This is a genomic window from Lentzea albidocapillata (assembly GCF_000719115.1).
GTDB lineage: Bacteria > Actinomycetota > Actinomycetes > Mycobacteriales > Pseudonocardiaceae > Lentzea > Lentzea albidocapillata.
The window spans coordinates 112,804-137,672 of record NZ_JOEA01000021.1 but is presented as its reverse complement, the minus strand read 5'-3'; the positions used below and the strand labels follow the sequence as shown (position 1 = coordinate 137,672).

The following is a 24,869-nucleotide window of genomic DNA, read 5'->3' as shown; positions in this document are numbered from 1 at the left end:
ACAAAGTCGAACATCACCGACCAGGAGGGGACATTACTCCAGGTGGATGGGTTCTTACCCCGTGTGCATGATCACGAAACCATGAGCTGAGACGGGGTGCTTGCTGGAAGTCAGGCAGTTCGGTCAGAACAGGCGGAACTCGTCCGGCTCGATCCCGCGCAACGCGTCGTAGTCGAGCACCACGCACCGGATCCCGCGGTCCTCGGCCAGCACCCGCGCCTGGGGCTTGATCTGCTGCGCCGCGAACACACCCTGCACCGGCGCGAGCAGCGGATCGCGGTTGAGCAGCTCCAGGTACCTGGTCAGCTGCTCGACACCGTCGATCTCGCCACGCCGCTTGATCTCGACCGCCACCGAACCACCAGAGGCGTTGCGGCACATCAGGTCGACCGGGCCGATCGGGGTCGGGAACTCACGGCGCACCAGGGACCAGCCGTCGCCCAGTGTCGTGACGTGCTCGGCGAGGAGCTTCTGCAGGTCGGCTTCGACGCCGTCCTTCTGCAGGCCGGGCTCCGGGCCGAGCTCGTGCTTGGAGTCGTGCATGACCTCTTCGAGGGTGATGATCAGCTTCTCCCCCGCCTTGTTCTGCACCGTCCAGATGTCCGGGTCCTCGATCAGCCAGCAGGGCGGGCTCATCCAGTTCAACGGCTTGTACGCGCGGTCGTCGGAGTGGATCGACACCGAACCGTCTGCCTTGATCAGCAGCAAGCGCTGAGCCATCGGCAGATGGGCGGTGAGTCGGCCTACGTAGTCGACCTTGCAGCGAGCGATGACGAGACGCACCGCGACAGGCTACGGGGTGTGTCCAACACCCGGACGTTAGGTACGGTCCGTGCCGTGGAAAGCCTCGGCACCCGTCAGGTGTACGCAAACCCGTGGATGACCGTTCGCGAGGACGAGATCAAACGCGCGGACGGTTCGAGTGGCATCTACGGCGTGGTCGACAAGCCCGACTTCGCGCTGATCATCCCGCTCGACGGCGAACGCGTGCGGCTCGTCGAGCAGTTCCGGTACCCGATCGGCCTGCGCCGCTGGGAGTTCCCGCAGGGCACCGCGCCGGACCGCGCCGACTCCGGCCCGCTGGAACTGGCCCGCCGCGAGCTCCGCGAGGAGACGGGGCTGCGCGCCGGCCGGATGATCGAGCTCGGCGTGCTCGACGTCGCGCCCGGCATGTCGTCGCAGCGCGGCCGCGTGTTCCTCGCCACCGACCTGTCCGAGGGCTTCCACGAGCGGGAGCACGAGGAGCAGGACATGCGGTCGGCGTGGTTCCCGCGCGCCGACTTCGAGTCGATGGTCTCCAAGGGTGAGATCAGCGACGCCCAGTCCATCGCCGCTTACACGCTTCTCCTGCTGCACGAACACTCTCAGCCCTGAAAAGCCGCCCGATAGCTCTGCGGTGATGTCCCGGCGATCCGCTTGAACCTGTCACGGAACGCCGTGGCCGATCCGAAGCCCACGCGGCTCGCGATCAGCTCCACCGGGTCCCTGGTCGTCTCCAGCAGGTGCTGCGCCTGGCGGACCCGCGCGCGGTGCAGCCACTGGAGCGGCGTCGTGCCCGTCTGCTCACGAAAGCGCCGGTTCAACGTCCGCGTGCTCATGCCCGCCTGCTTAGCCAGGTCCTCCAGCGTCAGGTCGAGCGACGCGTTGGCCTCCATCCACCGCAGCACGGGTTCCAGCTCGGCTCCTTGAGGCGTCACGGGCGGTGTCACGATGAACTGCGCCTGCCCGCCTTCTCTCTCAAGGGGCATCACGGCGAACCGCGCCGCATCAGCCGCCACCGCTGACCCGTGATCGCGCCTGATCATGTGCAGGCACAGGTCCAGCCCCGCCGCGGCACCCGCGGACGTGAGGAACTGCCCGTTGTCGACGTACAGCACGTCCGGGTCGACCTCCAGCGCCGGAAACCGCGCCGCCAGCTCCTCCGCTCCCAGCCAGTGCGTCGTCACCCGCAGCCCGTCGAGCAGACCGGTCGCCGCGAACACGAACGCCCCCGTGCAGATCGACGCGATCCGCGCACCCCTCGCCGCGGCCTGCCGCAACCCGTCGATCAACGGCTTCGGGACGACCATGTCCGGATCATGGCCCGGCAGAACGATCGTGTCCACTTCGGACAGCAACTCCAAGCCGTGCGGGATCTTGATCTCGAAACAGCCCGCGTCGACAGTCCTCTTCGGACCGCAGACCCGTACGCGGTACCGCCCGACCCAGTTGAACGCGTCGACCGGTGTCGCGAAGTCGAACGGGACGACGCTGTCCATCGCTACCACTGCCACCTCGTGCACGTCCACCACCGTAGCTGGCGAGAATCCGTTGGAACATGGCATTCCAGCCAGTTCTCACCACGGCCTCCCGCTCCTACGGTTTTGATCACCGACGCGAGGAGACGCAGTGAGAGCCCAAGTGGTGTTGTTCGACGGCTTCGACCCGTTGGACGTGATCGGTCCGTACGAGACGCTGACCGCAGGCGGAATCCGAACCGAACTGGTGGAGGGCGCCCGCGAGGTCCCCGCCGGCCTCAACCTGTTGTCTCTCAGAGCAACCACACCGCCGACCTCAGGCAGGACCGCCGCCGACGCCAGGTCCGGAGCCGCAGTGGCGACCAGCGAAAGGCAAGATCATCATCGGGCGCGCAGCCCCCGCCCTCCTCGGGGGAGCAGCCCACGTCCAGCGTATCGAGCCCGCGTCGGTGGCTGCGGCCGCTCGCAGATCTGTGGACAACTCACTGGCGCTCACCAACCTGGGCCGACTTGTCCACAGATCGCCGAGCGGGGCCTTGACAGCGCGTTTCCGCCGGTAAAGTCGACGTCGACGCTGTGTGGCGGTCTGCCCCCTGGGCGGGTGGGGCCTCAGCGCGATCGGCTTCTGCGCCACGACGAACGCGAGATCGGCGCCCAGCAGGCCCTGGAGGCCCTGGAGGCCCAGGAACTCGTCGCCCATGAACGCCGCGGCACGGTGTGGAGCGCGGCGTGAGCAAGTTCTTCCTCTCGCTGCACGTACTGGCCGCGATCATCGCGATCGGCCCGGTCACCGTCGCCGCCAGCATGTTCCCGAAGGCCGTGACCACGGCCGGCAATCCCGAACTCCTGCACCGGATCTGCCGTGTCTACGCACTCATCGGCATCTCGGTGCCGGTCTTCGGGTTCGCGACGGCCGGCGTGATGGGCGTGACCGGCCACCCGTGGGTGATCACGTCGATCGCGCTCACCACCGCCGCCGCGTTCGTGCTCGCCCTGAAGATCCTTCCCGGCCAGGAGAAGGCGCTCAAGACCAAGGACATCAAGCACCTGGCCATGTACACAGGCGTCTTCAACCTGTTGTGGGCGACCGTGACGGTGCTGATGATCCTCCGGCCGGGCTCGACGACCGGTGCCTAGCGCTGTGCGACCGGCCGTACGACGATCTCGTTGACGTCGACCTCCGCGGGCTGCGAGATCGCGTAGGCGATGGCGTCACCGATGGCGGACGCCGGCAGCGCGAGCTTGCGGAAGTCCTCCATCAGCGACGCCGCGAAGTCCTCGGTGATGGTGTCCGCCAGCTCGGACTCCGTGACGCCGGGCGAGATCACGGTGACGCGCAGGTCGTCGCGCTCCTGGCGCAGGCCCTCGGAGATCGCCCACACCGCGTACTTCGTCGCGCAGTACACGGCGGCGGTCGGCATGACCATGTGCGCGGCGATCGAGGCGACGTTCACGACGTGCCCGCCGCCCGTGAACCGGGGCAGCACGGCGGCGATGCCGTTCAGCACGCCCTTGATGTTCACGTCCACCATGCGGTCCCACTCGTCGACCTTCAGCGAACCCATGAGGGACAACGGCATCACGCCCGCGTTGTTCACCAGCACGTCGACTCGCCCGTACCGTTCCACCGCCGAATCCACAAAGGACTGGAAGGACTCACGGGAGGTCACGTCCAGCGGCGCGTAGGCGCCAACGATCTCGTCGGCCAGCGCTGCCAGCCGGTCCTCCCGCCGTGCCCCCAGGAACACCTGGTGCCCGGCCTTCGCGAGGACTCGGGCCGTCGCCTCGCCGATACCGCTGGAAGCTCCACTGATCACCACAACTTTTTCGCTCATGGCAACAACGATCGGCGCGCGGCGAGGCCGCCACCAGGACACGTTCTCCCTAGGTGCGGCACACCCAGGCAGACCACCACCGCAGGTAATAACCTCGGAGACGTGCTCGGAGAGTTCCTGAAAGCCCACCGCGCCCGCGTCAACCCAGAGGACGCGGGCCTCCCGTCGCACACCCAGCGCAAGGTGAAGGGCCTCAGGCGCGAAGAGGTCGCGGTGCTCGCCGGCGTGAGCGCGGACTACTACGCCCGCCTCGAACAGGGCCGTGAGACCAACCCGTCGGCCCAGGCCCTGGACGCCCTGAGCCGTGCGCTGAAGCTCGACTCGGACGCCCGCGCCCACCTGCACCGCCTGGCCGGCGTGGTCGCCGACGAGGGCCACGCGCCCGATGTGGTGAGCCCGGAACTGCGCCGGCTCATCAGCGGGCTGCACGACATGCCCGCGTTCGTGATGAACTCGGTCCTCGACATCCTCGCCTCGAACGCGCTGGCCGAGGCCCTCTACGAGCCGTTCTCCCCTGCCGACAACGCGGCCAGGATGACGTTCCTCGACCCGGCCGCCGCGAGCTTCTACCCGCGCTGGAACTGGGTCGCCCAGAGCACGGTCGCCCACCTGCGGCAGACCGCCGATCCGAAGTCCCCTCGCCTCAGGCAGATGGTCGACGCGCTGAGCGAGAGCGCCGCGTTCCGCGAGCTCTGGGAACAGCACGAGGTGCGCGGGAAGACCCAGGACGCCAAGGAGTTCGTGCACCCGGCCGTCGGCGCGCTGAGGCTGGACTACCACTCGTTCGACATCCGCGAGGCGCCCGGCCAGTTCCTGGTGATCTACCAGGCGGAGCCGGGCCCGAACGCGGACGCGCTGAGGCTCCTCGCGACTAGTCGGGCCACACGGGCGGCCGCTTCTCCAGGAACGACGCACGTCCCTCTTTGGCTGACGGGGACTGTGAAGTCTCGGCCATGACGGACAGCGCGATCTCGTACCCGTCGATCTCGGGCCGGTCCAGCTGCGCGTAGATCGTCCGCTTGCCGATCGCCTTCGACGCCCTGCTCCCCCGCGTGGCGCGCGCCAGCAGGTCGTCCGTGGCGGCGTCCAACTCCTCAACCGGCACCGCGCGGTTGATCAGCCCCCACTCCACCGCCGTCGCCGCGTCGATCACGTCGCCGGTGAGCACGAGCTCCATCAACCGCTTGCGCCCGATCGACCGCGCCACCGGCACCGCGGGCGTGTGGCAGAACCACCCGGCCTTGCCGCCCGGCAACGAGAACCCGGCCGTGTCCGCCGCGACCGCGAGATCGCACGAAGCCACGACCTGACATCCGGCCGCCGTCGCCAGCCCCTGCACGCGGGCGATGACCACCTGCGGCGCGGACTGGATCGTCTTCATCAGCACGGTGCACAGCTCCAGCAGCAGCCGCACACCTTCCTCGTCACGGGCGTGCACGTCCGCGAAGTCGTGCCCAGCGGAGAAGACAGGCCCGTCGGCGGCCAGCACGATGCCGGCCGCGTCCGACGTGCGTGCCTCACGGAACGCGTCCAGCAGCTCCGTGAGGTGCTCGGCGGACAGCGCGTTGCGCTTGGCCGCACGGTTCATCGTGATCCGGACGACGGACCCGTCCCGCGAAACGTCAACCATGCCCAGACGCTAACCCAAAACCTCGTCCGCGAACCGCTGGAGCGCACTGAGGTCCACCTTCGCCACCGCGGGCAACGCCCGCCGCCACTCTGTCGTGGTGAGTACCTCCGCCACGAACCGGCGGGCACCCGCGGACTCGCGGCCGTCCGCGATCGCCATGAGCCGGATGCACCGCAAAGCCTCGGCGCGCACCGATGGGTCGGTGATGCGTCCAGCCAGCCTGAGGGCGTCCTCGTGCGGTCCGTCTCCACCGCGGACAGCGACGAAGTTGCCGAAAACCTCGTCGCGGGCGTACGCGTCGGCGATCTGCTCAGCAGCGGATTCCCACCGCGCGAGCAGCTCGGGATCGTCGGGGATAACCTCTGCCAGGGCCCGGAGCGCCTCCGACTGGTAGGACGGCGAATCCTCTGAACGCACCAGGTCCATTGCCCGTGTGAAGCTGCCGATCGCGGCGAGCGCCCCGACCGCGTTGCTCAGCCAGAAACCCATGACGTCGCTCTCGAAGTCGCGGGCGATCGCCAGGACACGGCGCTTCACCTCGGCGAGGACCGGCCCGTCCTGGACGGCATAGGCCAACGCACTCAGCGCGTCGAGCCGGCTCGCCTCGTTGTCGAGCCTGTCGACGTGCGCCAGACCTTCCGCAGGGCGGCCGAGCCTGCCGGCCAGACCGGCCAGCGTCGTGTAGAGGTTTCCGCGGAGGTAGTCGTCCCCGCACGCTTCCGCGACCACCCCGAGGTCAGCGACCACCTGCTCGGCCGTCGCCACGTCACCGATGGTCAGCAGGAGGTCCACGACCCGATCGAACCGCCACGCGCTTTCCTCGCACGGGATGCCGACGACCTCCGCTGTGATCGAGCGAGCTCGTTCCGGCTGCCCGCTGTGGACCGCCCGGCGGACCAGCGCGATGAACGCCTCCAGCCGCCAGTCCAGACCTGTGGTGGCCCGTGCGAGCCGCTCGACGAGAGCCTCGTCGTCCTCCGCGATCAGCGCGTGAACCAGGTGGACGCGCAGTTCATCCCGTTCATCCGTGCTCGCCGCCGCTCGCGCGACCTCCTCGGCAGCCGCGCAAAGTTCCCGCGCGCGCCTGGCATCATCCGCGGCGGCGGCTAGCTCGGTGAGGCAGAACGCTCGCGCCGGCCGGCCGGCGATCCGGTCAGCGAAGGCGAGCGCGCGTTCCTGGTCGTCCACCGCGAGAGCGAGAACGCGGAGCGCGGGATCGCGCTGGCGTGCTTCGCGGATCGCATCCGCGAAGCGTTCGGCCCTGTCGACGTGCTCCTCTTCGGCAAGGGTCCAGCACAGGTGCCACAACGCGTCGTCACGCCGGCCGGGCGATCTGATGGCCTTCACGAACCGTCGTGCGCGGTCGTCCTCGCCGGCGGACACCACGATCTCCGCGGCGGCCTGCAGCACGTAGCCGTTCTGCCACCGGTCTTCGACACCGTCTGCGAGCGCGAGCACCCTGTCGTCCTCGCCCAGGCGCACCAGGCTGGGAATTTGATCACTGGGGCTGCCCGCGAGCCGTGGCCGGTACTGCGTGATCTCGTCCACGATCCGGCGCACCCTTTCGTCGTCGTGCGCTTCGAGTGCGGCCGCGAGCACATCGGCGAGGTCGGCTGAGTGCCAGTTCATCCGCGCCATTCGCAGCACCAGGTCCACCGCCCCGATTGCGGCGGCGATCCCCGGAACCTGCTCCAGGAGCCACGGCAGGTACTCGTCGGACGTGTCCTCCGCTACGACATCGAGCAGTCTCCTGGCCCGGTGGTGATCCGCCGCGGCAGCCGCGGATCGGGCCAGTCCCATCAGCGAGACCAAGGAGCCGTCCGCCCAGCGCTCGGCCAGGTCCGCGAGCTCTGCGAATCGCACGTGGTCGCCACCGCGGGCCGCGACCACGGCGACCTCGCCCAGCACCCGCGCGGCGAAAGGCCGGTTGTCGATCCGCTCGGCGACGTCCACGGCTGCGCGAGACAGCTCTGCCGCGCGGTCAGGCAGGACCACCGCCAGCTCAGCCAGCACGTACGCCTGCTCGTGCGGCTCCGTGATCTCGGGCAGCAGCGCTTCGGCGGCCGCGGCGAGCCATGCGGCCCGCGTGGTGCCCTGGTATGCGTGCGCCAGTGCGCACAAAGCCTTCGCGCGACGGGAAGGCGTCACGATTCCGAAGGCGAACCGGCCCGCGCGGCCCAGCTCACCGCGAGCCACCGCGTCGTCGGCCAGTTCCCCGAGGATCTCGTCGGGCTGCCGCATCTCCAGGACTGTCCGCAGCGCACCGTCGTCGTCACCCGCGGCGACCGCATCTTTTGCCAGCCCGCGCAGCTGAACCTCACGTTCGTCCCGGTAGTCGATCAGCACGAGGAATCGCAGCGCCCGCTCGACGTCGGTGCCCACCTCGCCGGCGAGATCCCTCAACAGCTCCATCTGGCCATGGCCGTCGCGGGTCGCCAGCGCGAACCGTGCCGCATCGTCGTCGCGCCCCTGCGCCAGCGCCCTGCGTGCGAGTTCCTCCAGCAGCTTTGCCTGGTCATAGCGGTCACCGACCTGCGGCACGGCGGCCTCGACCTCCGCGAGCATCCGCAGGGAACGCTCCGGTTCCGTGCTCCTGGACAACGCGTCCGCCAGTACGATCAGCTCGCCCCACCGCATGTTCGATTCGCCGATCTGCGCAACGGCGTGTTCAGCCTCCTCCGCGACACGAAGCACACGGTCGCGATCACCGGTTTCGACGAGTGCTTCGACGACCTTGATCAGTGCGATGGCGCGGTTGAACTTGTCGATGAGGCTGGTGGCCAGTGCGACAGCCCGATCGACCTCGCCGAGACGTGCCCAGACGCCGGGCAGCGCGGAGGGGATGTGGATGTTGCGCTGGCCGAGTTCCGTGCGGGCGACGGCGACTCTGAGCAGAGTCAGGAGATCTGGTTCCGGTGCCTGGGCGAGCAGGGCCGCCGCCGACAGGTTTTCGTTCAGCGCCAACGCATCCCCGCCGGTTGACGCCAGCATCCGGTCGTGGCGCGACCGGTCGAGCGCACACGCCGCCAGGCGCTGCGCGTCGCCAAGAGCCGCTAGCAACTTGGGATATCCGCGGAGGAGGTAGATCGGTGTGTGCTCGGTCCATCCGAGCACACGGTGGCTGTCAGCCCACTCGTGCAGCTTCGCGCGGTAGGCGGCGAGGCCGGCGCCGTAAGCGCGTTCGGCCTGCTCTCGCAACGTGTCGTGGGTGAAGAGGCAGACATGTTCGGAGGCTGTGACCGCCACGCTGCGACCGAGCACGCCGCTGAAGAGCGCGTCCAGCTCGTAGAACGGACGGCCGGTCAGCTCCTCCAGGTCGGACTGGGTGAGACCACCGCCGGACGCGGTGATCAGGCCGAGCACGTCGCGTTGCGGGCCGGGCGTGCCGAGCAGCGTCGCGAGCTCGTGCTTCGCCTCGCCCTCCAGGTTTCTGGCGTATGGCGACTCGGGCAGCGGGCGGGGCACGATCGTCCGAAGTGGATGGTCACCGGGGATGTCGTCGGGCAGATCGGGATACGGCCGGCTCGCCACGAGGACGCGGAGGCCCGGCGGTGGGCGGCGAGGCAGCAGGTTCGCGATGCTCGCACGGCCGACCACGCGGCCCGTGTCCTCGTCGAGGCCGTCGACGACGAGCAGCAGGGTGCGACCGGACTCGGCGCTCCTCGCGGCGGCCGTGTTCAACAGGCGCAGGAGGTGCCCGCGGCGGGCAGGGGCTTCCATGGCGAACTCCGGTGGCTCGCCGACGAGGGCGGCGAGCTGGTCGAGCACCGCCTCGGTGAACGCATCGCTGTCGGACTGGCCCGCCCACCGGCCGGTGACGAAGAAGGACACCACGTCGACACCGTCCGGCGGGTGCAGCGCGAACCAGGCGAGCAGCGCGGACTTGCCCGCCCACGGACCGGCCTGCCACCACAGGTACGGCTCGTCGCCGGCACAGAACCTGGCCAGTTCGTCGAGCTCCCACCCCCGGTCGTGCAGGTGCTCGGGCGCGATCTCGGTCATCAGCGCCTGGTAGGCGTTGGTGATCAGGTCGGGACGAGCTGGAGGCAGCACGTCGGTCAACGGCGCGACAACGGCGAGCGCCTCGCGCAGCGGTGCGCCGGAGGAGGGATCGACGCGGTCGAGCGCGAGGTCCACTCTGGACGCGGCCAGGCGGCCGAGCCCGTCGCCGGGGTGGTGTTTCGCGATCACGCCGACGATGTGTCCGTTGGCCCACAACGTCGCACCGGACATCCCCTGCCACGGCGAGGCCTCCCCTGCCACGGCGGCGGCAGGTTCGACGACGACCTCCAGCGTGCCTTCGCGCCAGTTCGACAGCACCGCGACCGTGCCGTGAGCGTGCGCGGAGTCGCGGTAGCGCTTGCCATCGGCGTCCGTGCGCATCTTCCACAGTGGAAAGCCGACCGCCTCGACGGAGAGCACCGCCGCGCGGTCCTCGATGCGCCCGAACCGCACCTGAGCGACGGTCTCTCCCCGGTGCGGCGCAATCGTCACCACCGCGATGTCCGATACCGGGTCGGCCCACCACGACACCGCGTCGAAGACCCGCTCGCCGGGCAGGTCGGGCTCGAACCGGATGCGCACGGAGGATGCGCCAACGACGACGTGCGCCGCAGTCAGCACCGCGTCGGCACGTACGCGGTAACCGGAACCACGCTGCCGTCCGTCGGCGCGGACGACGATCAGCTCCGCCACCCGCGCCCGGTCGAGCGGCGCACCGGTCATTTCTCGTCAGCCGCCTCGGCGCCGGAGATCTCGACCTTCCCGGTCTGGCCTCGGCGGCGCGGGTCGAGCACGAGCTTGATCGTCTGAGTCGTCGCGGAGGAGACGCTGACGTCCGCGCCGAGCTCGACGACCCAGAACTTGACCTTCGCGCCGGGCTTGGCCTCCTTGGTGACCGCGACCGTCAGCTCCAGTTCGACCGGGCCCAGCTCGAAGCGCAGGTCCTCGTTCTCTCCCGCGTGCATCGCCTCGGTCAGCTCGGCACGCAGCTGACCGATCAGATCGGCGAGCTCTACCGCCATCGGACACCCCTCCCCGTACGAACAAGATCTACGAGGAGTTTCTACTCCGAACGAGCAAGCGTTACGAGGGCTCAGCCGAGTGAGCGCACCTCTCGGATCACGGTGACGATCTCATCCATGATCTCGGTCAGCTCGTAGTCCTTGGGCGTGAACACCCGCGCCACGCCACGCTCGCGCAGCTTGGCGGCGTCGTCCGGCGGGATGATGCCGCCGACGATGACCGGGATGTCTCCGGCACCGGCCGCGCGCAGGCCGTCGACCACCGCGGGCACGACCTCCAGGTGCGAGCCGGAGAGGATCGAGAGGCCCACGACGTGCACGTCCTCCTGCACGGCGGCCGCAACGATCTGTGCCGGCGTGAGGCGGATGCCCTGGTAGACGACCTCGAAACCGACATCGCGGGCGCGCACGGCGACCTGCTCGGCGCCGTTGGAGTGGCCGTCGAGGCCCGGCTTGCCGACGAGCATGCGCAGGCGCTCGCCCATCTCCTCGCCGGTCGAACGTACGCGTTCACGCACGCGCGCGATCTCCGAGCCCGCCTCGCCGGAAGCCGACGCACCGGAAACGCCTGTCGGCGCACGGTATTCGCCGAACGTGTCCCGCAGTGCCTGCGACCACTCGCCGGTCGTCACGCCGGCACGTGCGCACGCCAGCGTCACCTCGACGAGGTTCCGGTCGGTCTTCGCGGCCTCGCGCAGGGCGTCCAGGGACGCCTCGACCGCGGCGTTGTCGCGGTTGGCGCGCCACTGCCTGATCGCCTCGACGGCCTGCGCCTCGGCGACCGGGTCGATGGTCTCGATCGAGTTCGCGCCCTCGGCCTGCAGCGGCGACGGCTCGGTCGTGTCGAACTTGTTGACGCCCACCACGATGTCCTCGCCCGCCTCGACGCGGCGGCGGCGATCCGCCAGTGAGGACACGAGGTTCGACTTCATGTAGCCGGACTCGACGGCCGCGACGGCGCCGCCCATCGCCTGCACGCGGTCGATCTCCTCGCGGGCACCGGCCAGGATCTCGCCGACCTTCGCCTCGATGACCGGCGAGCCGTCGAAGATGTCGTCGTACTCCAGGAGGTCCGTCTCGTAGGCGAGCACCTGCTGCATGCGCAACGCCCACTGCTGGTCCCACGGGCGCGGCAGGCCGAGTGCCTCGTTCCACGCGGGGAGCTGGATGGCGCGCGCACGGGCGTTGCGGGACAACGAGACCGCGAGCATCTCCAGCACGATGCGCTGGACGTTGTTCTCCGGCTGCGCCTCGGTGAGACCGAGGGAGTTGACCTGCACGCCGTAGCGGAACCGGCGGTGCTTCGGGTTCTCGACGCCGTAACGCTCCAGCGTGATCTCGTCCCACAGCTGGGCGAACGCGCGCATCTTGCACATTTCCTCGATGAACCGCACACCGGCGTTCACGAAGAAGGAGATGCGAGCGACGACCTCACCGAACTTCTCCTGCGGCACCTGACCGGAGTCGCGCACCGAGTCGAGGACGGCGATCGCCGTGCACATCGCGTACGCGACCTCCTGCGCCGGCGTCGCGCCGACCTCCTGGAGGTGGTAGCTGCAGATGTTGATCGGGTTCCACTTCGGCACGTTCGACACGGTCCACGCGACCATGTCGGTGATCAGCCGCAGCGACGGTCCCGGCGGGAACACGTAGGTGCCGCGGGACAGGTACTCCTTGATGATGTCGTTCTGCGTCGTGCCGGCGAGCGCCGACGGGTCCGCGCCCTGTTCCTCGGCCACGGTGACGTACATGGCGAGCAGCCACATGGCCGTCGCGTTGATCGTCATCGACGTGTTGGCGCCGGCGAGCGGGATCTGGTCGAAGAGCTGCCGCATGTCGCCGATGTGGCTGATGGGCACGCCGACCTTGCCGACCTCGCCCTTCGCGAGCTCGTCGTCGGGGTCGTAGCCGGTCTGCGTCGGCAGGTCGAACGCCACCGACAACCCGGTCTGGCCCTTCGACAGGTTCCGGCGGTAGAGCTCGTTGGAGGCGGTGGCCGACGAGTGACCCGCGTACGTGCGCATCACCCAGGGCCGGTCGCGCTCACGGTCAGCTGGGTACGGCACAGCAACCTCCCACATCGTCGTTCTCAGGAGGGTACTGGCCGGTAACCATTGCTGCGCGTGCGATTGCTCACTGAATCGTGACCGCTGGGAGCATGATGAAGAGGTGACGGGCTTCTACCAGACCGGGATCGTCTTCGCGGTTCTCGGCTTGCTGGCTCTGGTGCTGAGGTACTTCGCGGGCAACGACAAACGGCCCGTGCCGGATCTGGACGGCACGGACTTCGGGTTGCTGAGCGAGGTCGCGGTCGTCCCGACAGAGGAAGCCGCGAACGTCCTGGTGCAGAAGCTGAAGCGGAACGGGGTGCGTGCCACGCGCTCGCGACACGCGCCCTACCGGGTGATGGTGTTCCCGGCGGACGTCCCGAACGCGCAGCTGGTGCTCAGGAGCTGACGCGCTCCACGTCGGCACCCAGCTTGCGGAGGTTCTCCACGAACCCGGGGTAACCGCGCTCGATGTGGAAGATCTCGTAGACCTCGGTGGCACCGTCAGCGCACAGACCGGCGAGAACAAGCCCCGCACCAGCGCGGATGTCCGACGCCCACACCGGCGCGCTGGACAGCTTCTCGATCCCGCGGATCACGGCGTGATGACCGTCCGTGCGCGCGTCGGCCCCGAGCCTGATCATCTCGTCGATGAACCGGAACCGTGACTCGAACAGGTTTTCGGTGATCATCGCGGTGCCCTCGGAGACCGTGGACAGCGCGATCGCGAACGGCTGGTTGTCCGTGGCGAACCCCGGATACGGCAGCGTCACGAAGTCGACCGCCTTGGGCCGCCCCTCCATGACGACGCGGAACCCCTCGTCCTCACCCTCGTAGACGGTGACCTCGGCGCCCGCCATGCGCAGCTTCTCCAGCACCAGGTCGAGGTGGTGCGGGTTCACACCGCGCACCCGCACGTCGCCACGCGTCATGACGGCGGCGAAACCCCAGGTCGCACCCACGATCCGGTCACCGATGACCCGGTGCTCGGTCGGCTTGAGCTCGGTCACGCCGTGGACGGTGAGGGTGGACGTGCCGGCGCCCTCGACCTTCGCGCCCATCTGGTTGAGCATCAGGCAGAGGTCGACGATCTCGGGCTCACGAGCGGCGTTGTCGATGACCGTCGTCCCGGTGGCCAGCACGGCCGCCATCAGGATGTTCTCGGTCGCGCCCATGCTCGGGAAGTCGAGCCAGATCTGCGTGCCGTGCAGCCCCTCGGCCTCGGCGACGATGCAGCCGTGTTCGATCCACGTCCGCGCACCGAGCTTCTCGAGCCCGCTCTGGTGCATGTCCAACGGCCGCGAACCGATCGCGTCACCGCCGGGCAACGCCACGACCGCGCGCTTGCACCGCCCGACCAGCGGCCCGAGCACACAGATGCTCGCGCGCAGCTTGCCCATGGCCTCGGAATCAGCCCGATGGCTCAGCTCGGCGGGCGTGGTGATCCTCGCCACGTCACCTTCGAGCTCGACCTCGCACCCGAGACTCCGCAGCGCGTCCGCCATCAGCGGCACGTCGAGGATGTCCGGGCAGTTGGTGATGGTCGTGGTGCCCTCGGCCAGCAGGGCTGCGGCCATCAGCTTGAGCACGCTGTTCTTGGCGCCGACGACATCAACTTCGCCGACCAGCCTTGCGCCACCGTGTACCCGGAAATGCTCGCTCACGCGGCAATCCTACGTACGGCTCTAAAGTGCCAGCCATGGCGGTACATCTCACCAAGATCTACACGCGGGTCGGCGACGACGGTACGACCGGCCTCGGCGACTTCTCCCGCGTCCCCAAGACCTCACCACGCATCGAGGCCTACGCGGACGTGGACGAAACGAACGCGTCCCTCGGCGTGGCCCTGGCGCTCGGCCAACTGGCACCAGACGTCTTCGAGGTGGTGCGCAAGGTGCAGAACGACCTCTTCGACGTCGGAGCGGACCTCTGCACCCCGATCACCCCGGACCCGAAGTACCCACCCCTGCGCGTCACCCAGGCCTACGTGGACCGCCTGGAGACCTACTGCGACACGTTCAACGAACGCCTGGGCAAGCTCGACTCGTTCATCCTGAACGGGGGCACGCCAGGAGCAGCCCTGCTGCACCAGGCACGCACCATCGCCCGCCGCGCGGAACGGCGCACGTGGTCACTGATCGAAGAGGACGCCGAGCACACGAACGTCCTCACGGCCAAGTACCTGAACCGGCTCTCGGACCTGCTGTTCATCCTGGCTCGCGTGGCCAACCCGGACGGCGACGTCCTGTGGCAGCCGGGCGAGAACGCCTGACGCACGCTCAGTTCTGTCGCGACGCGAGAACCAGGCGACCTCTCGCGCGCCAAAGCAAAACGACCCGCCGGGGAAACCCCCGACGGGTCGTTCGCACAATCTCAAGAAGCCCAGGGAATCGATCGCCCCGGAGGCGAAGACTCGAGCCAGGACAGGAACCCGGTAAGAGCATCCGGCCCCATCGCGATCTCCACCTCACCCGAGGCGGACCGGCATCGCAGCACAATCGCGCCCACCGGCATGGCATAGGCCTCAGGCCCGGTCGGCTCTCGCCGGGCATCGATCTCGAGCCCGTCCCGGGAGATCAGCTCGTTCGGCCCGGACCCGAGCGAAAGCACCCGGAACCAGGCGAACGAGTCGCCCCGGTAGTGCCCTACGCCCAGGTGCCAGCCACGCCCACGATCGTCGAACTGGCTGCGCAGGGCGACGTGCACACCACCCTCACGCAGCAGCCGGATGCGGCGCCAGGCGAAGTACGTGATGACGATCGCCACCCCAAGAAGGATCAGGCCGGCACTCTCGGTGATCCCCACGGCTGCGGCCTCGTGCCCGGTCTCAGGCCGACTGTTCCACGGCCCGCACGCGCGCTGCCGCTCGTGCGCGCTCTGCGTCGTCCGCGTCCTGCAGCGCCGTGCGCGCCGCGTTCACGTCGATCTCGCCCGCGAGCTCGGCGTCCTCGGCGAGAATCGATACGCCGGAGCCGGTCACGGACAGGAAGCCACCATGCACAGCGGCGGTGACAAGGCCACCGTCCGTCGTGCGCACGCGCACCACTCCACCCTCGACCAGCTGGCCGAGCACGGGCTCGTGACCGGGCAGGATGCCGATCTCGCCCTCGGTGGTCTGCGCCGAAACAGAGGTGGCCTTACCGGACCACAAACGGCGTTCAACGGCGACCAGTTCAACGGTCATCTCGGCCACGCGTATCTCCCTCGTCGTCTGGAGTCGAACTGAGTCTAAACGGTCGCCTGACAACCTTGCCGCCCCGCCCGGTGTCAGTACCTTCGACGACCGCCGAAGGGGGGACATGCAGGACTTCGAGGACTTCGTGGCGTTGCGGTCGCAGGCACTGTTGCGCACCGCCTACCTGCTGTGCGGTGGCGACAAAGGCGCCGCTGAGGACATTCTGCAGGACGTCCTCATGAGCATGTACGGCAAGTGGCACCGGATCAGGTCCTCACCTGAAGCGTACGCACGCGCCGCGCTGGCCAACGCGGCCGCGAACCGCTGGCGCCGGCGTTCCCGCAAACCGGAGGCACCGCTGGAACTGGGGGCGGTACCTACTGCGCACGGACACGAGCAACAGGTCGTGGACGCAGACAGCGTGGTGCGTGCGTTGGCGCAGTTGCCGAAGAAGATGCGCGCCGTTCTGGTGCTGCGGTTCTTCGACGACCTCAGTGAGGCGGAGACCGCGCGTGCACTCGGATGCGGCGTCGGCACGGTGAAGAGCCAGACCTCGCGCGGCCTCGCCCGCATGCGCGAACTGATGGGTGAGCAGGTGCTGACGTGGAGTTGAAGCAGGCAATGGAGGCCGCCACGGCGGAACTCGACGTGCGGCCGGGATTCGTGGGGGACGTGATGGCCGGGGGACGACGCAGGCACACACGCAAGCTGGTGGCGGTGACCGCGGCAGTGGCGCTACTCGCCGGAGTGACGGCGGGGGTGGTGGTGACCCGTTCCGACGAGCACGGCGACTTCACCACCCGCGATCCGCGACTGACGGCCGCGACGAGTGGCGACCTGGCGTCCAGCCAGAAGGACGTCGAGCACGCACTGCAGGTGTGGCAAAGCACACAGGAGGCACCGGAGCGCATCACGGACTTCTCGGCTCCCGCACGCGTCTTCTGGGCGGGCAGCACGCCGGACGGCCCCGCGGCACTGATCTTGCAACCAGTCCGGGTGGCGAGCACACCCACGCCCAAGACCCTCGTCGGCCTGGTCGCGGTGAACAAGGTCGTGGATCGCGAGGTGCTCCTCGACGGTGAACGTGAGCGCGGGCTGTACCGCTTCGGCGCGAGCGAGTCGACGAACGTCGTGCTGAGCCTCGGCCGGACGGTCTACTGGTCACAGCGGCCGGTACGCGGCGGGGACGGCCGGCTGTCGCGGCAGTGGCAGGCGGCCGAGACCAGCGGAGGTGGCGTGGCCGTGGTGAGCGCACTGCAGGCGGACCGGCCGGTGTTCGTGCGGTCCGGCACCAAGCCCGCCGCCGACGACTTCATCAGCGAACCGCTCATGGCGAAGCCGGACTACGGACCGGCCGGCGCGTTCCAGCCGCACGTCGGCCTCGGCTGGACCGAGAACGTTTGGGCGACGGACCGCCAGGACGAACACCCGCAGATGAAGTCGATGCTCTCGCACCGGGACATGCAGAGGGCCGGAGTGCTCGACTACGTCGTGCGCGACTACGAGTGGGGCAGGTGGCAGGTGCAGGCGTGGCTGCCGGATGGCAGGTTCGCCTCCGTGTTCGAGGCGAACGGCGAGACGTACGCCGCCATCTACCGGGCGAACGGCACGTTCGACGGCGGTCTGGCCGGCAGCGCGGTGAACAGGACCGCGGCGCTGCCGGCACGGGTGAGGCTGCCCGGCGACATGGGCACTGTCGTGGCCGAGTTCGGCGCACGCATCGGTCCGGACCGGCGGCCGGACGTGTGGATAGCACCTGCGGGCACGACCGAGGTGGCCGTCGAACGGCCGAACGGCGACTCGGTCCAGGTTCCCCTGACCTGATCAGGCACCGTGCCAGGAGCGCCAGAGCGTCGCGTAGGTGCCGTCCCTGGCCACCAGGTCGTCGTGGGACCCCAACTCCACGATCCGGCCCGAGTCGACGACCGCGATCCGGTCGGCGTCACGCGCGGTCTGCAACCGGTGCGTGATCGCGATCACCGTGCGTCTCTCCCGCACGGCCGCGATCGCGCGCTCGGCGTGCCTGGCCGTGGCCGGGTCGAGCGAGGACGTCGCCTCGTCGAGCACCAGCGTGTGCGGATCGGCGACCTCAACGCGTGCGAGCGCGAGTTGTTGTGCCTGCGCGGGATCCAGCTCAACGCCACCCGCACCGAGCAGCGTGTCCAGACCTTCCGGTAACTCCTCGAACCATCCCGCGCCGACGGTGCGCAACGCTTCGAGCAACCGGTCGTCCGGAGCGTCCGGTGCCGCCATAGCGAGGTTCTCCCTGACCGAGCCGATGAACACGTGATGTTCTTGCGTCACCAGCACGATCCGCTGCTCGCCCGCCGCCGCGAGGTCCGCGACGGACACCCCGCCGACGAGCACCGAACCCTCCCCAGGCCGGTCGACGCCCGCGATCAACCTGCCCAGCGTCGACTTGCCCGCGCCGGAGACGCCGACGATCGCCAGCCGTTCTCCCGGCTGCACCACGAGGTCGACGCCGTGCAGGACCTCATGGCCGTCCACATAGGAGTAATGAACTCCACTCACCTCGATGCGGTCGCTGTCCGGTTCGCGGACGGCGGGCGCGGGTTCGGCGTGGGCCCCGATCCCCTCGATCCGCGCGAACGACGCGCCTCCGCGCTGAAGGAACTCGACCCAGAACAGGATGCGGTCCATCGGCTCGACCAGCCGCCACACCCACAACACCGCCGTGACGACGACCTCGATCCGCACGCCGTCGGCCGCGTAGAAGAAGCCACCGACGAGCAGTACCAGCGCGGCCGGCAGGGTGTTCACGAAGGTGGTCACCGGGAACAGCACGTTCCTGAGCGCGAGCGTCTTCAGCCGCGCCCGGTACGACCGCGCGATGGTGCCGTCCGCCGCCGCCACCATCCGGGCCCTCAGGCCGTACGTCTCGATCGTCCGGCTGCCCTCGCCGACCGCCGCGGACATCTCCGCAACGTCGCCGTTGGCCTCGCTCTCCGCGAGGTACGCGTCGCGCGCACGGGCGAGATACCAGCGCACCACCCACACCACGAACGGCATCCCGGCCAGGGAAACGAGGCCTAGCACGGGATCCAGCCAAAACACCGCCACGAACACGACCACGAGGTGCACGGCGCCCGCGAGCACCTCGGGCACGCTGTCCCGCAACGCCTGGCCGACGGTGCCGACGTCGCTCGTCACGCGGGTCAGCAGGTCGCCAGTACTAAGCCGGTCGACCACTCGCGCGGGCAACGCCAGCGTGCGCGTCACCGCCTCCTCCCGCAACGAGGCCAGGAACCGTTCGCCGAGCCTCGCCGCCCGCAACGCGCTGTACCGCACCAGCACCAGGTGCAGCGCGGCCGCACCGAGCACCCCGAGCGCGAGCTGGTCCACAGTGGACAGTGTGAGGGAACCGGCCTCCACCCCGCCGACGATCTTGCCTAGCAGATACGGCCCGACGAGCCCCGACAACGCCGAGAGCGCGGTGAGCACGAGCACCACGGCCAGCGCGCGCCGTTCGCCCCGGAGCAGCCGCGCCGCCGCCTGCCGCACCTGACGGCGGTCCGCGATCGGCAGTCTGGTCATCGGGTCTCCTCTAGGGTCTGTATCGCAGTCTGGTTCGATGAGAGTCGCGCTTGAGGTGGTTCCTGGTGGTGCGGCCGGACGGCCCGCATACCGGTGTTGTATGTGGGTCGTCCGGCCGTGCCGCCAGGGACCGCCTCGGGCCCGGCTATCGCGGACCAGACTGCGATACAGACCCTAAGTGAACGACCTGATCCGCCTGGCCCGCCCACAACGGCGAGGACGACACGACGACCGTGGTCCGCCCCAGCCGCCTCTCCCGCACCCTCTTCGCCACCGCGGCCTCGGTCACCGCGTCGAGCGCGGACGTCGGCTCCACCAGCACGAGCAGTTCCGGTTCGCTCAGCAACGCCCGCACGAGCCGCAGCCGTTGCCGTTGACCGCCGGAAACGTTGCGCCCCTGCGATTCCAGGCGTGAGTCGAGGCCGTCCGGCAGCGCCTCCACGACGTCCATGGCGGCCGCCGCGTACAACGCCTCGTCCAGCTCTTGGTCACCGTGCACCGCCACCGACACCGCCTCCCGCACGGTGCCCGCGAACAGGTAGTCGTCGTTGTCCGCCACCACCCCCGGCAACCGTTCGACGGCGTCCCTCGCCAGCGTCGCGTTCGCCGAGACGACCACGGTCAACGCACCGGTCTTCACGTCCAGCGGCTCCGCGTCAGCGTCCTTCTCCTCAGGCTGCAACCGGAGAACGTCGATGACTCGCCGCGCCGACACCAGCGCGCGGGGAATCGCATCCGCCCCTTCCATGAAGAAGGCGACCGGCACGGTCAGCGTCGTGACGTACAGGTAGACCGCGACCATCTCCTCGATCGAGATGGCGCCGGCGACCACCATGCGCGCCACGATCCACGTGACCACGGCGAGGAACAACGCGGGCAGACCCCATGTCAACGCCTGCACCCAGCTCAACCACGCCGACACCCGGTAGCCGTCTTCGAGAACCTCCCGCGACAGGGTCCGGAACCGCGCCTCGAACGCCGGCTTCCCGCCGATCCCGGACAACACCCGCAGCCCGCCCACGATGTCCCCGGCCCGCGAACTCAGCTCCCCCTGCCGCTGCCGGTACTCGGCCTCCACGGCGTGCAACCGCCGCAGGACGGGCCCCGTCACCACGGCGAGCACGGGCACGCCGAGCAAGACCACGACTGCGACCAGCGGCGAGATCCGCACCAGCAACACCGCCGTGGCCGCATACGCCACCACGGCACCCACTCCGGGCCCGGTACTGGTCAGCGCGTGCGCGATCCGCGCCGTGTCACCGTTCTGCAGGTACGTGAGCTCCCCTGTGGACAGCTTCCGCCGCACCACTCCGCCGAGCCGGGTGACGTGCCGGACGACGATCTGCGCCGTGCGCAACGCGGCATCGGTTCGCACCAACGTCATCGTGCGGTGCCGGGCGATGAAGACGAGGGCCAGCCCCACCGCCACCGCGAGCAGAGCACCGCACCACCACAGCAACGCGGCCCGGTCACCACCCCGCACACCGTCCTCGACGGCCCGCGAGATGAGGTACGGCGGCAGGATCAGCCCGCACATCGACAGCGAGCCCCACCACGCCCCGGCGAGCACCCGCCCGCGCTGCACGAGCACGAGCCACCACAGGTACCGCCAGGGCGAGCGGACGTCCGGCGTCCCCGGATCGTCGTACGGAACGTGTCGGGCCATGCACCCGACCTTGCCATCACGCGGCGGGCGCCACGACCGATTTCGCCTTCAGCCCAATCGCACCAACGGCCGTTGCGCCCAACGCCGCTACGAGCGCGAACGCGTAGAAGCCCCACGGGTGCGCCAATCCAGCCGTGAGCAACGCACCGCCGAGCAACGGCCCACTGATGGCACCCAACCGCCCGATCCCAGCGGCCCATCCGATGCCGGTGGCCCGGTTGTCCTCGTAAACCCGCCCCGCATAGGCATAAACGAGCACCTGCGCGCTGAACACGAAGCACCCGGCCAGGAACACGGCCACGTACACGCCCACACCCGGCAGCTTGATGCTCAGCAAGGCCAGGAACACCACAGCAGCCGTGAACCACCCGATGGCCGCGGGCCTGATCCCGATCCGGTCAGCGACCGCTCCGGCGATCAGAAGTCCCACCACCGCACCAATGTTGAGCGTGAGCAGCAACGCCAGCGCCGTACCGAGTTCGTACCCGGCGCTGCGCATGATCTGCGGCAACCACGTGTTCAGCCCGTACACGAGCAACAGCCCCATGAACGACGCCACCCAGAACGCGATCGTCGCCTTCCTCAAGCCCGGCTTGAACAGCGATCCGACCGCCTCCAACGCAGGAGCGGTGCGCGCCACCGTCTCCGGCAAGTGCTTGACCATCAACGGAATCAGCACCAGCGCGGGCAGCGCTCCCACCACGAACAACGACCGCCACCCGAGGACGGGAATCAGCACGATGCCCAGCAGCGCCGTGATGACCGCGCCGACGTGGTACCCGGTCATGATGAGCGTGGTGGCCCGCCCGCCCTGCTGCGGCCGAGCCTCGTTGACCAGCGCGATCGCCGTCGGCAGACAGCCGCCGAGGCCGAGCCCCGCGAGGAACCTGAGGATCCCGAACGTCGTCGCGTCCGGCGCGAACGCACAGGCCAGCGTGAACACGGAGAACCCGGCCACCGCGTAGATCATCACCTTGCGGCGGCCGATGACGTCGGTGATGGTCCCGATGATCAGCGCGCCGAGCATCATCCCGACCAGGCCGGCCGTGGACACCGCGCTGGCGCTCGCCGTCGTGAGCAGCTTCTCCTGCAACAGCACAGGAATCACCGTGCCGAGCACCACGAGGTCAAAGCCGTCGAGCAGGACAGCGGTCCAGCACAGCGGCAACACCCATTTGTTCACGCGCTCTTCCTCCTCGTCGAGGGCCCTGTGATGCCGAGCATCGTGCGACGTCAGGGCCCGCGACCGGGAGGGCGGTTTCCGTCCAACGGAAACGTCATGTGGTCCAGGAACGCCGAAAGGGCCGTCCCTCCACAAAGGAGGAACGGCCCTTCGAGAAGAACCTAGCTCAGTTGCCGGCCAGCTTCTTGGCGTTGGCCTCGACGTCGTCCAACCCGCCGCAGGAGAAGAACGCCTGCTCCGGGAAGTGGTCGAACTCGCCCTTGCACACGCGGTCGAACGCCTCGATCGTGTCCTTGATGGGCACGAACGAACCGGGCTGACCGGTGAACTTCTCGGCCACGATGAAGTTCTGGCCGAGGAAGCGCTCGAGACGACGCGCGCGACCGACGAGGACCTTGTCCTCCTCGGAGAGCTCGTCCATACCGAGGATGGCGATGATGTCCTGCAGCTCCTTGTACTTCTGCAGGATTCGCTTCACCTCCTGGGCGACCCGGTAGTGCTCCTCGCCGACGATCGACGGCTCGAGGATTCGAGACGACGACGACAGCGGGTCGACGGCCGGGTAGATGCCCTTCTGGGAGATCGGACGGGAAAGCTCCGTCGTCGCGTCCAGGTGGGCGAAGGTCGTCGCCGGGGCGGGGTCGGTGTAGTCGTCCGCGGGCACGTAGATGGCCTGCAGCGACGTGATCGACCTACCGCGCGTCGAGGTGATGCGCTCCTGGAGCTCACCCATCTCGTCCGCCAGCGTCGGCTGGTAACCCACGGCCGAAGGCATACGGCCCAGCAGGGTCGACACCTCGGAACCGGCCTGGGTGAACCGGAAGATGTTGTCGATGAAGAGCAGCACGTCCTGGTTCTGCACGTCGCGGAAGTACTCCGCCATCGTGAGAGCGGACAGCGCGACGCGCATACGCGTGCCGGGCGGCTCGTCCATCTGACCGAACACCAGGGCGGTGTCGGCGAGAACACCCATCTCCTCCATCTCGAGGAGGAGGTCGGTGCCCTCACGGGTGCGCTCACCGACGCCGGCGAACACCGACGTACCGGAGAACTCACGCGCGATACGCGTGATCATCTCCTGGATGAGCACGGTCTTGCCGACACCCGCGCCGCCGAACAGGCCGATCTTGCCGCCCTTGACGTACGGGGTGAGCAGGTCGATGACCTTGATGCCGGTCTCGAGGATCTCGGTCTTGCCCTCGAGCTGGTCGAAGGCGGGCGCCTTGCGGTGGATGCCCCACTGCTCGCCGTCCCGGCCGAGGCCGGGCACGTCGAGGCAGTCACCGAGAGCGTTGAAGACGTGGCCCTTGACGACGTCGCCGACGGGGACCGAGATGGCCTTGCCGGTGTCGGTCACGGTCGTACCGCGCACCAGACCGTCGGTCGGCTGCATCGAGATGGTGCGGACCAGGTTGTCGCCGAGGTGCTGCGCGACCTCGAGGGTCAGCGTCTTGGCGACCGCCTCGAAGGTGATCTCGGCGTGGCAAGCGTTGAAGAGCTCCGGCACGGCGTCGCGCGGGAACTCCACGTCGACGACCGCACCGATCACCCGGACCACACGGCCGGTGCGGGTGGTGGTGGCAGTAGCACTCATGTCAGTCATCACTTCCTGCGCCACCGGTAAGCGCGGAGGCGCCACCGACGATCTCGCTGATCTCCTGGGTGATCTGGGCCTGACGGGCCGAGTTCGCCGCCCGGCTGAGGTTGCGCACGAGCTCCGTCGCGTTGTCCGTCGCCGCCTTCATGGCCGTACGACGAGCCGCCGACTCCGAAGCCGCCGCCTCCAGCATGGCGGAGAACAGCCGCGTCTTCACGTACTTGGGCAGCATCGCTCCGAGCAGCGCTTCCGCGCTGGGCTCGAAGTCGTACACCGCGCGCGGGCCCTTGGGGGTCTCACCGGTGTACTCGACGTCCATCGGCGCGACCCGCCTGGCGGTCGGCGTCTGGCTCAGCATGGACTTGAACTCGGTGTACACGACGTGGATCTCGTCCACGCCCTGCGCACCGTTCTCCGTGCCCTCCAGGAACGCCTCCACCAGCGCGTCACCCGCCTCGACGGCGTTGACGTAGTGCGGGGTCTGGGAGAACCCGCTCCACGACGCGGTGACCTCGCGACGGCGGAAGTTGAAGTACCCGACCGCCTTGCGGCCGGTCGCGAACAGCACCGGCTCCTTGCCCTCGGACTTGAGCAGCTGGATCAGCTGCTCAGCGGCCTTGAGCACGTTCGAGTTGTAACCACCGCACATGCCCTTGTCACTGGTCACGACCAGGACGGCGGCACGTTTGGGGTTCTCGCGTTCCGACAGCAACGGATGGTCGAGGTTCGCCGAGGCCTCGGCCAACGCGGAGAGCACGTTAGTGATCTCGTCCGCGTAGGGGCGCGAGGCCGCGACCCTGGTCTGCGCCTTGGCGAGGCGAGACGTGGCGATGAGCTCGTACGCCTTCGTGATCTTCTTGGTCGAGTTGACCGTTCGGATCCGCTGGCGGAGCTCCCGAATCTGTGCGCCCATGGCTCA

At 68.9% G+C, this 24,869-nt stretch carries 23 protein-coding genes; 8 read left to right on the top strand and 15 right to left on the bottom strand.

Features of this window, described 5'->3' with window-relative positions; translation table 11 throughout:
* Positions 1–123 precede the first annotated feature (123 nt).
* Positions 124–783 carry an endonuclease NucS gene (nucS, locus tag IG04_RS0132010; RefSeq protein WP_030480472.1) on the bottom strand — a complete coding sequence of 220 codons (660 nt, stop codon included), beginning with the start codon at positions 781–783 and terminating at the stop codon, positions 124–126.
* Positions 784–837: 54 nt separating this feature from the next.
* Between nucS and IG04_RS0132005 the strand changes: the two genes are divergently transcribed.
* Complete coding sequence (locus IG04_RS0132005; protein ID WP_030480471.1) at positions 838–1,374, top strand: NUDIX domain-containing protein; 537 nt, start codon at positions 838–840, stop codon at positions 1,372–1,374.
* On the opposite strand, the gene IG04_RS0132000 is transcribed toward IG04_RS0132005, so the two are convergent.
* On the bottom strand, positions 1,365–2,282 hold the full coding sequence (locus tag IG04_RS0132000; protein ID WP_030480470.1) for a GlxA family transcriptional regulator: 918 nt from the start codon (positions 2,280–2,282) through the stop codon (positions 1,365–1,367). The genes IG04_RS0132005 and IG04_RS0132000 overlap by 10 nt on opposite strands.
* Positions 2,283–2,838: 556 nt before the next feature.
* Here IG04_RS0132000 and IG04_RS48720 point away from each other — a divergent pair.
* Positions 2,839–2,970 carry a hypothetical protein gene (locus tag IG04_RS48720; protein WP_276326722.1) on the top strand — a complete coding sequence of 44 codons (132 nt, stop codon included), beginning with the start codon at positions 2,839–2,841 and terminating at the stop codon, positions 2,968–2,970.
* Positions 2,967–3,374, top strand: coding sequence for a hypothetical protein (locus IG04_RS0131990; protein ID WP_030480469.1), 408 nt, complete (start codon positions 2,967–2,969; stop codon positions 3,372–3,374). The genes IG04_RS48720 and IG04_RS0131990 overlap by 4 nt, the downstream gene beginning before the upstream one ends.
* Here the strand turns inward: IG04_RS0131990 and IG04_RS0131985 are convergent.
* Positions 3,371–4,072, bottom strand: a complete 702-nt coding sequence (locus tag IG04_RS0131985; RefSeq protein ID WP_030480468.1) for an SDR family oxidoreductase — start codon at positions 4,070–4,072, stop codon at positions 3,371–3,373. The genes IG04_RS0131990 and IG04_RS0131985 overlap by 4 nt on opposite strands.
* A 102-nt stretch (positions 4,073–4,174) precedes the next feature.
* Between IG04_RS0131985 and IG04_RS0131980 the strand changes: the two genes are divergently transcribed.
* Positions 4,175–5,029 carry a helix-turn-helix transcriptional regulator gene (locus tag IG04_RS0131980; RefSeq protein ID WP_051771098.1) on the top strand — a complete coding sequence of 285 codons (855 nt, stop codon included), beginning with the start codon at positions 4,175–4,177 and terminating at the stop codon, positions 5,027–5,029.
* Here IG04_RS0131980 and IG04_RS0131975 read toward each other — a convergent pair.
* The 4 genes from IG04_RS0131975 to IG04_RS0131960 form a co-directional block, all read right to left on the bottom strand.
* Positions 4,944–5,702: an enoyl-CoA hydratase-related protein gene (locus tag IG04_RS0131975; protein ID WP_030480466.1), complete on the bottom strand. Its 759-nt coding sequence runs from the start codon at positions 5,700–5,702 to the stop codon at positions 4,944–4,946. The two genes, IG04_RS0131980 and IG04_RS0131975, sit on opposite strands and share 86 nt — an antisense overlap.
* 9 nt (positions 5,703–5,711) lie before the next feature.
* Entirely contained in the window at positions 5,712–10,427 is a 4,716-nt protein-coding gene (locus IG04_RS0131970; RefSeq protein ID WP_030480465.1) for a trypsin-like peptidase domain-containing protein, read from the bottom strand.
* The gene (locus IG04_RS43140; protein WP_036016381.1) at positions 10,424–10,726 is read right to left on the bottom strand and encodes a trypco2 family protein; all 303 of its coding nucleotides are present in this window, start codon (positions 10,724–10,726) and stop codon (positions 10,424–10,426) included. The genes IG04_RS0131970 and IG04_RS43140 overlap by 4 nt, the downstream gene beginning before the upstream one ends.
* 71 nt (positions 10,727–10,797) lie before the next feature.
* Positions 10,798–12,792, bottom strand: a complete 1,995-nt coding sequence (locus tag IG04_RS0131960; RefSeq protein WP_030480463.1) for a protein meaA — start codon at positions 12,790–12,792, stop codon at positions 10,798–10,800.
* Between the two features lie 103 nt (positions 12,793–12,895).
* Between IG04_RS0131960 and IG04_RS0131955 the strand changes: the two genes are divergently transcribed.
* Entirely contained in the window at positions 12,896–13,183 is a 288-nt protein-coding gene (locus tag IG04_RS0131955) for a hypothetical protein (protein WP_030480462.1), read from the top strand.
* On the opposite strand, the gene murA is transcribed toward IG04_RS0131955, so the two are convergent.
* The gene (murA, locus tag IG04_RS0131950; protein ID WP_030480461.1) at positions 13,173–14,438 is read right to left on the bottom strand and encodes a UDP-N-acetylglucosamine 1-carboxyvinyltransferase; all 1,266 of its coding nucleotides are present in this window, start codon (positions 14,436–14,438) and stop codon (positions 13,173–13,175) included. The genes IG04_RS0131955 and murA overlap by 11 nt on opposite strands.
* 35 nt (positions 14,439–14,473) lie before the next feature.
* On the opposite strand from murA, the gene IG04_RS0131945 reads away from it, so the two are divergent.
* A complete protein-coding gene (locus IG04_RS0131945) occupies positions 14,474–15,046 on the top strand; it encodes a cob(I)yrinic acid a,c-diamide adenosyltransferase (RefSeq protein WP_030480460.1) in 573 nt (190 codons plus the stop codon).
* 101 nt (positions 15,047–15,147) lie between these two features.
* Here IG04_RS0131945 and IG04_RS0131940 read toward each other — a convergent pair whose 3' ends face one another.
* Positions 15,148–15,579, bottom strand: coding sequence for a DUF2550 domain-containing protein (locus IG04_RS0131940; protein ID WP_030480459.1), 432 nt, complete (start codon positions 15,577–15,579; stop codon positions 15,148–15,150).
* A 22-nt stretch (positions 15,580–15,601) separates the two neighbouring features.
* Entirely contained in the window at positions 15,602–15,967 is a 366-nt protein-coding gene (locus IG04_RS0131935) for a F0F1 ATP synthase subunit epsilon (RefSeq protein WP_030480458.1), read from the bottom strand.
* A gap of 106 nt (positions 15,968–16,073) precedes the next feature.
* Between IG04_RS0131935 and IG04_RS0131930 the strand changes: the two genes are divergently transcribed.
* Both IG04_RS0131930 and IG04_RS0131925 read left to right on the top strand, forming a co-directional pair.
* Complete coding sequence (locus tag IG04_RS0131930; protein ID WP_030480457.1) at positions 16,074–16,562, top strand: SigE family RNA polymerase sigma factor; 489 nt, start codon at positions 16,074–16,076, stop codon at positions 16,560–16,562.
* Complete coding sequence (locus IG04_RS0131925; RefSeq protein ID WP_144065715.1) at positions 16,553–17,773, top strand: hypothetical protein; 1,221 nt, start codon at positions 16,553–16,555, stop codon at positions 17,771–17,773. Before IG04_RS0131930 ends, IG04_RS0131925 begins: the two co-directional genes overlap by 10 nt.
* Here IG04_RS0131925 and IG04_RS0131920 read toward each other — a convergent pair whose 3' ends face one another.
* From IG04_RS0131920 to IG04_RS0131900, 5 genes are all read right to left on the bottom strand, one after another.
* A complete protein-coding gene (locus IG04_RS0131920) occupies positions 17,774–19,504 on the bottom strand; it encodes an ABC transporter ATP-binding protein (RefSeq protein ID WP_030480455.1) in 1,731 nt (576 codons plus the stop codon).
* Between the two features lie 145 nt (positions 19,505–19,649).
* Entirely contained in the window at positions 19,650–21,170 is a 1,521-nt protein-coding gene (locus IG04_RS0131915) for an ABC transporter transmembrane domain-containing protein (protein ID WP_051771097.1), read from the bottom strand.
* Positions 21,171–21,186: 16 nt separating this feature from the next.
* Positions 21,187–22,353: an MFS transporter gene (locus IG04_RS0131910; protein ID WP_036016380.1), complete on the bottom strand. Its 1,167-nt coding sequence runs from the start codon at positions 22,351–22,353 to the stop codon at positions 21,187–21,189.
* Positions 22,354–22,519: 166 nt separating this feature from the next.
* On the bottom strand, positions 22,520–23,956 hold the full coding sequence (atpD, locus tag IG04_RS0131905; RefSeq protein WP_030480452.1) for a F0F1 ATP synthase subunit beta: 1,437 nt from the start codon (positions 23,954–23,956) through the stop codon (positions 22,520–22,522).
* The gene (locus IG04_RS0131900) at positions 23,949–24,863 is read right to left on the bottom strand and encodes a F0F1 ATP synthase subunit gamma (protein WP_030480451.1); all 915 of its coding nucleotides are present in this window, start codon (positions 24,861–24,863) and stop codon (positions 23,949–23,951) included. Before IG04_RS0131900 ends, atpD begins: the two co-directional genes overlap by 8 nt.
* Between the last annotated feature and the right edge of the window lie 6 nt (positions 24,864–24,869).

What these genes read in the sequence shown, in the direction of transcription:
- IG04_RS0131985 (WP_030480468.1), bottom strand. Translation starts at nt 4,072, where the DNA reads ATGAGCGAAAAAGTTGTGGTGATCAGTGGAGCTTCCAGCGGTATCGGC.
- IG04_RS0131975 (WP_030480466.1), bottom strand. Translation starts at nt 5,702, where the DNA reads ATGGTTGACGTTTCGCGGGACGGGTCCGTCGTCCGGATCACGATGAAC.
- IG04_RS0131970 (WP_030480465.1), bottom strand. Translation starts at nt 10,427, where the DNA reads ATGACCGGTGCGCCGCTCGACCGGGCGCGGGTGGCGGAGCTGATCGTC.
- IG04_RS43140 (WP_036016381.1), bottom strand. Translation starts at nt 10,726, where the DNA reads ATGGCGGTAGAGCTCGCCGATCTGATCGGTCAGCTGCGTGCCGAGCTG.
- IG04_RS0131945 (WP_030480460.1), top strand. Translation starts at nt 14,474, where the DNA reads ATGGCGGTACATCTCACCAAGATCTACACGCGGGTCGGCGACGACGGT.
- IG04_RS0131930 (WP_030480457.1), top strand. Translation starts at nt 16,074, where the DNA reads ATGCAGGACTTCGAGGACTTCGTGGCGTTGCGGTCGCAGGCACTGTTG.
- IG04_RS0131920 (WP_030480455.1), bottom strand. Translation starts at nt 19,504, where the DNA reads ATGACCAGACTGCCGATCGCGGACCGCCGTCAGGTGCGGCAGGCGGCG.
- IG04_RS0131915 (WP_051771097.1), bottom strand. Translation starts at nt 21,170, where the DNA reads ATGGCCCGACACGTTCCGTACGACGATCCGGGGACGCCGGACGTCCGC.
- atpD (WP_030480452.1), bottom strand. Translation starts at nt 23,956, where the DNA reads ATGACTGACATGAGTGCTACTGCCACCACCACCCGCACCGGCCGTGTG.
- IG04_RS0131900 (WP_030480451.1), bottom strand. Translation starts at nt 24,863, where the DNA reads ATGGGCGCACAGATTCGGGAGCTCCGCCAGCGGATCCGAACGGTCAAC.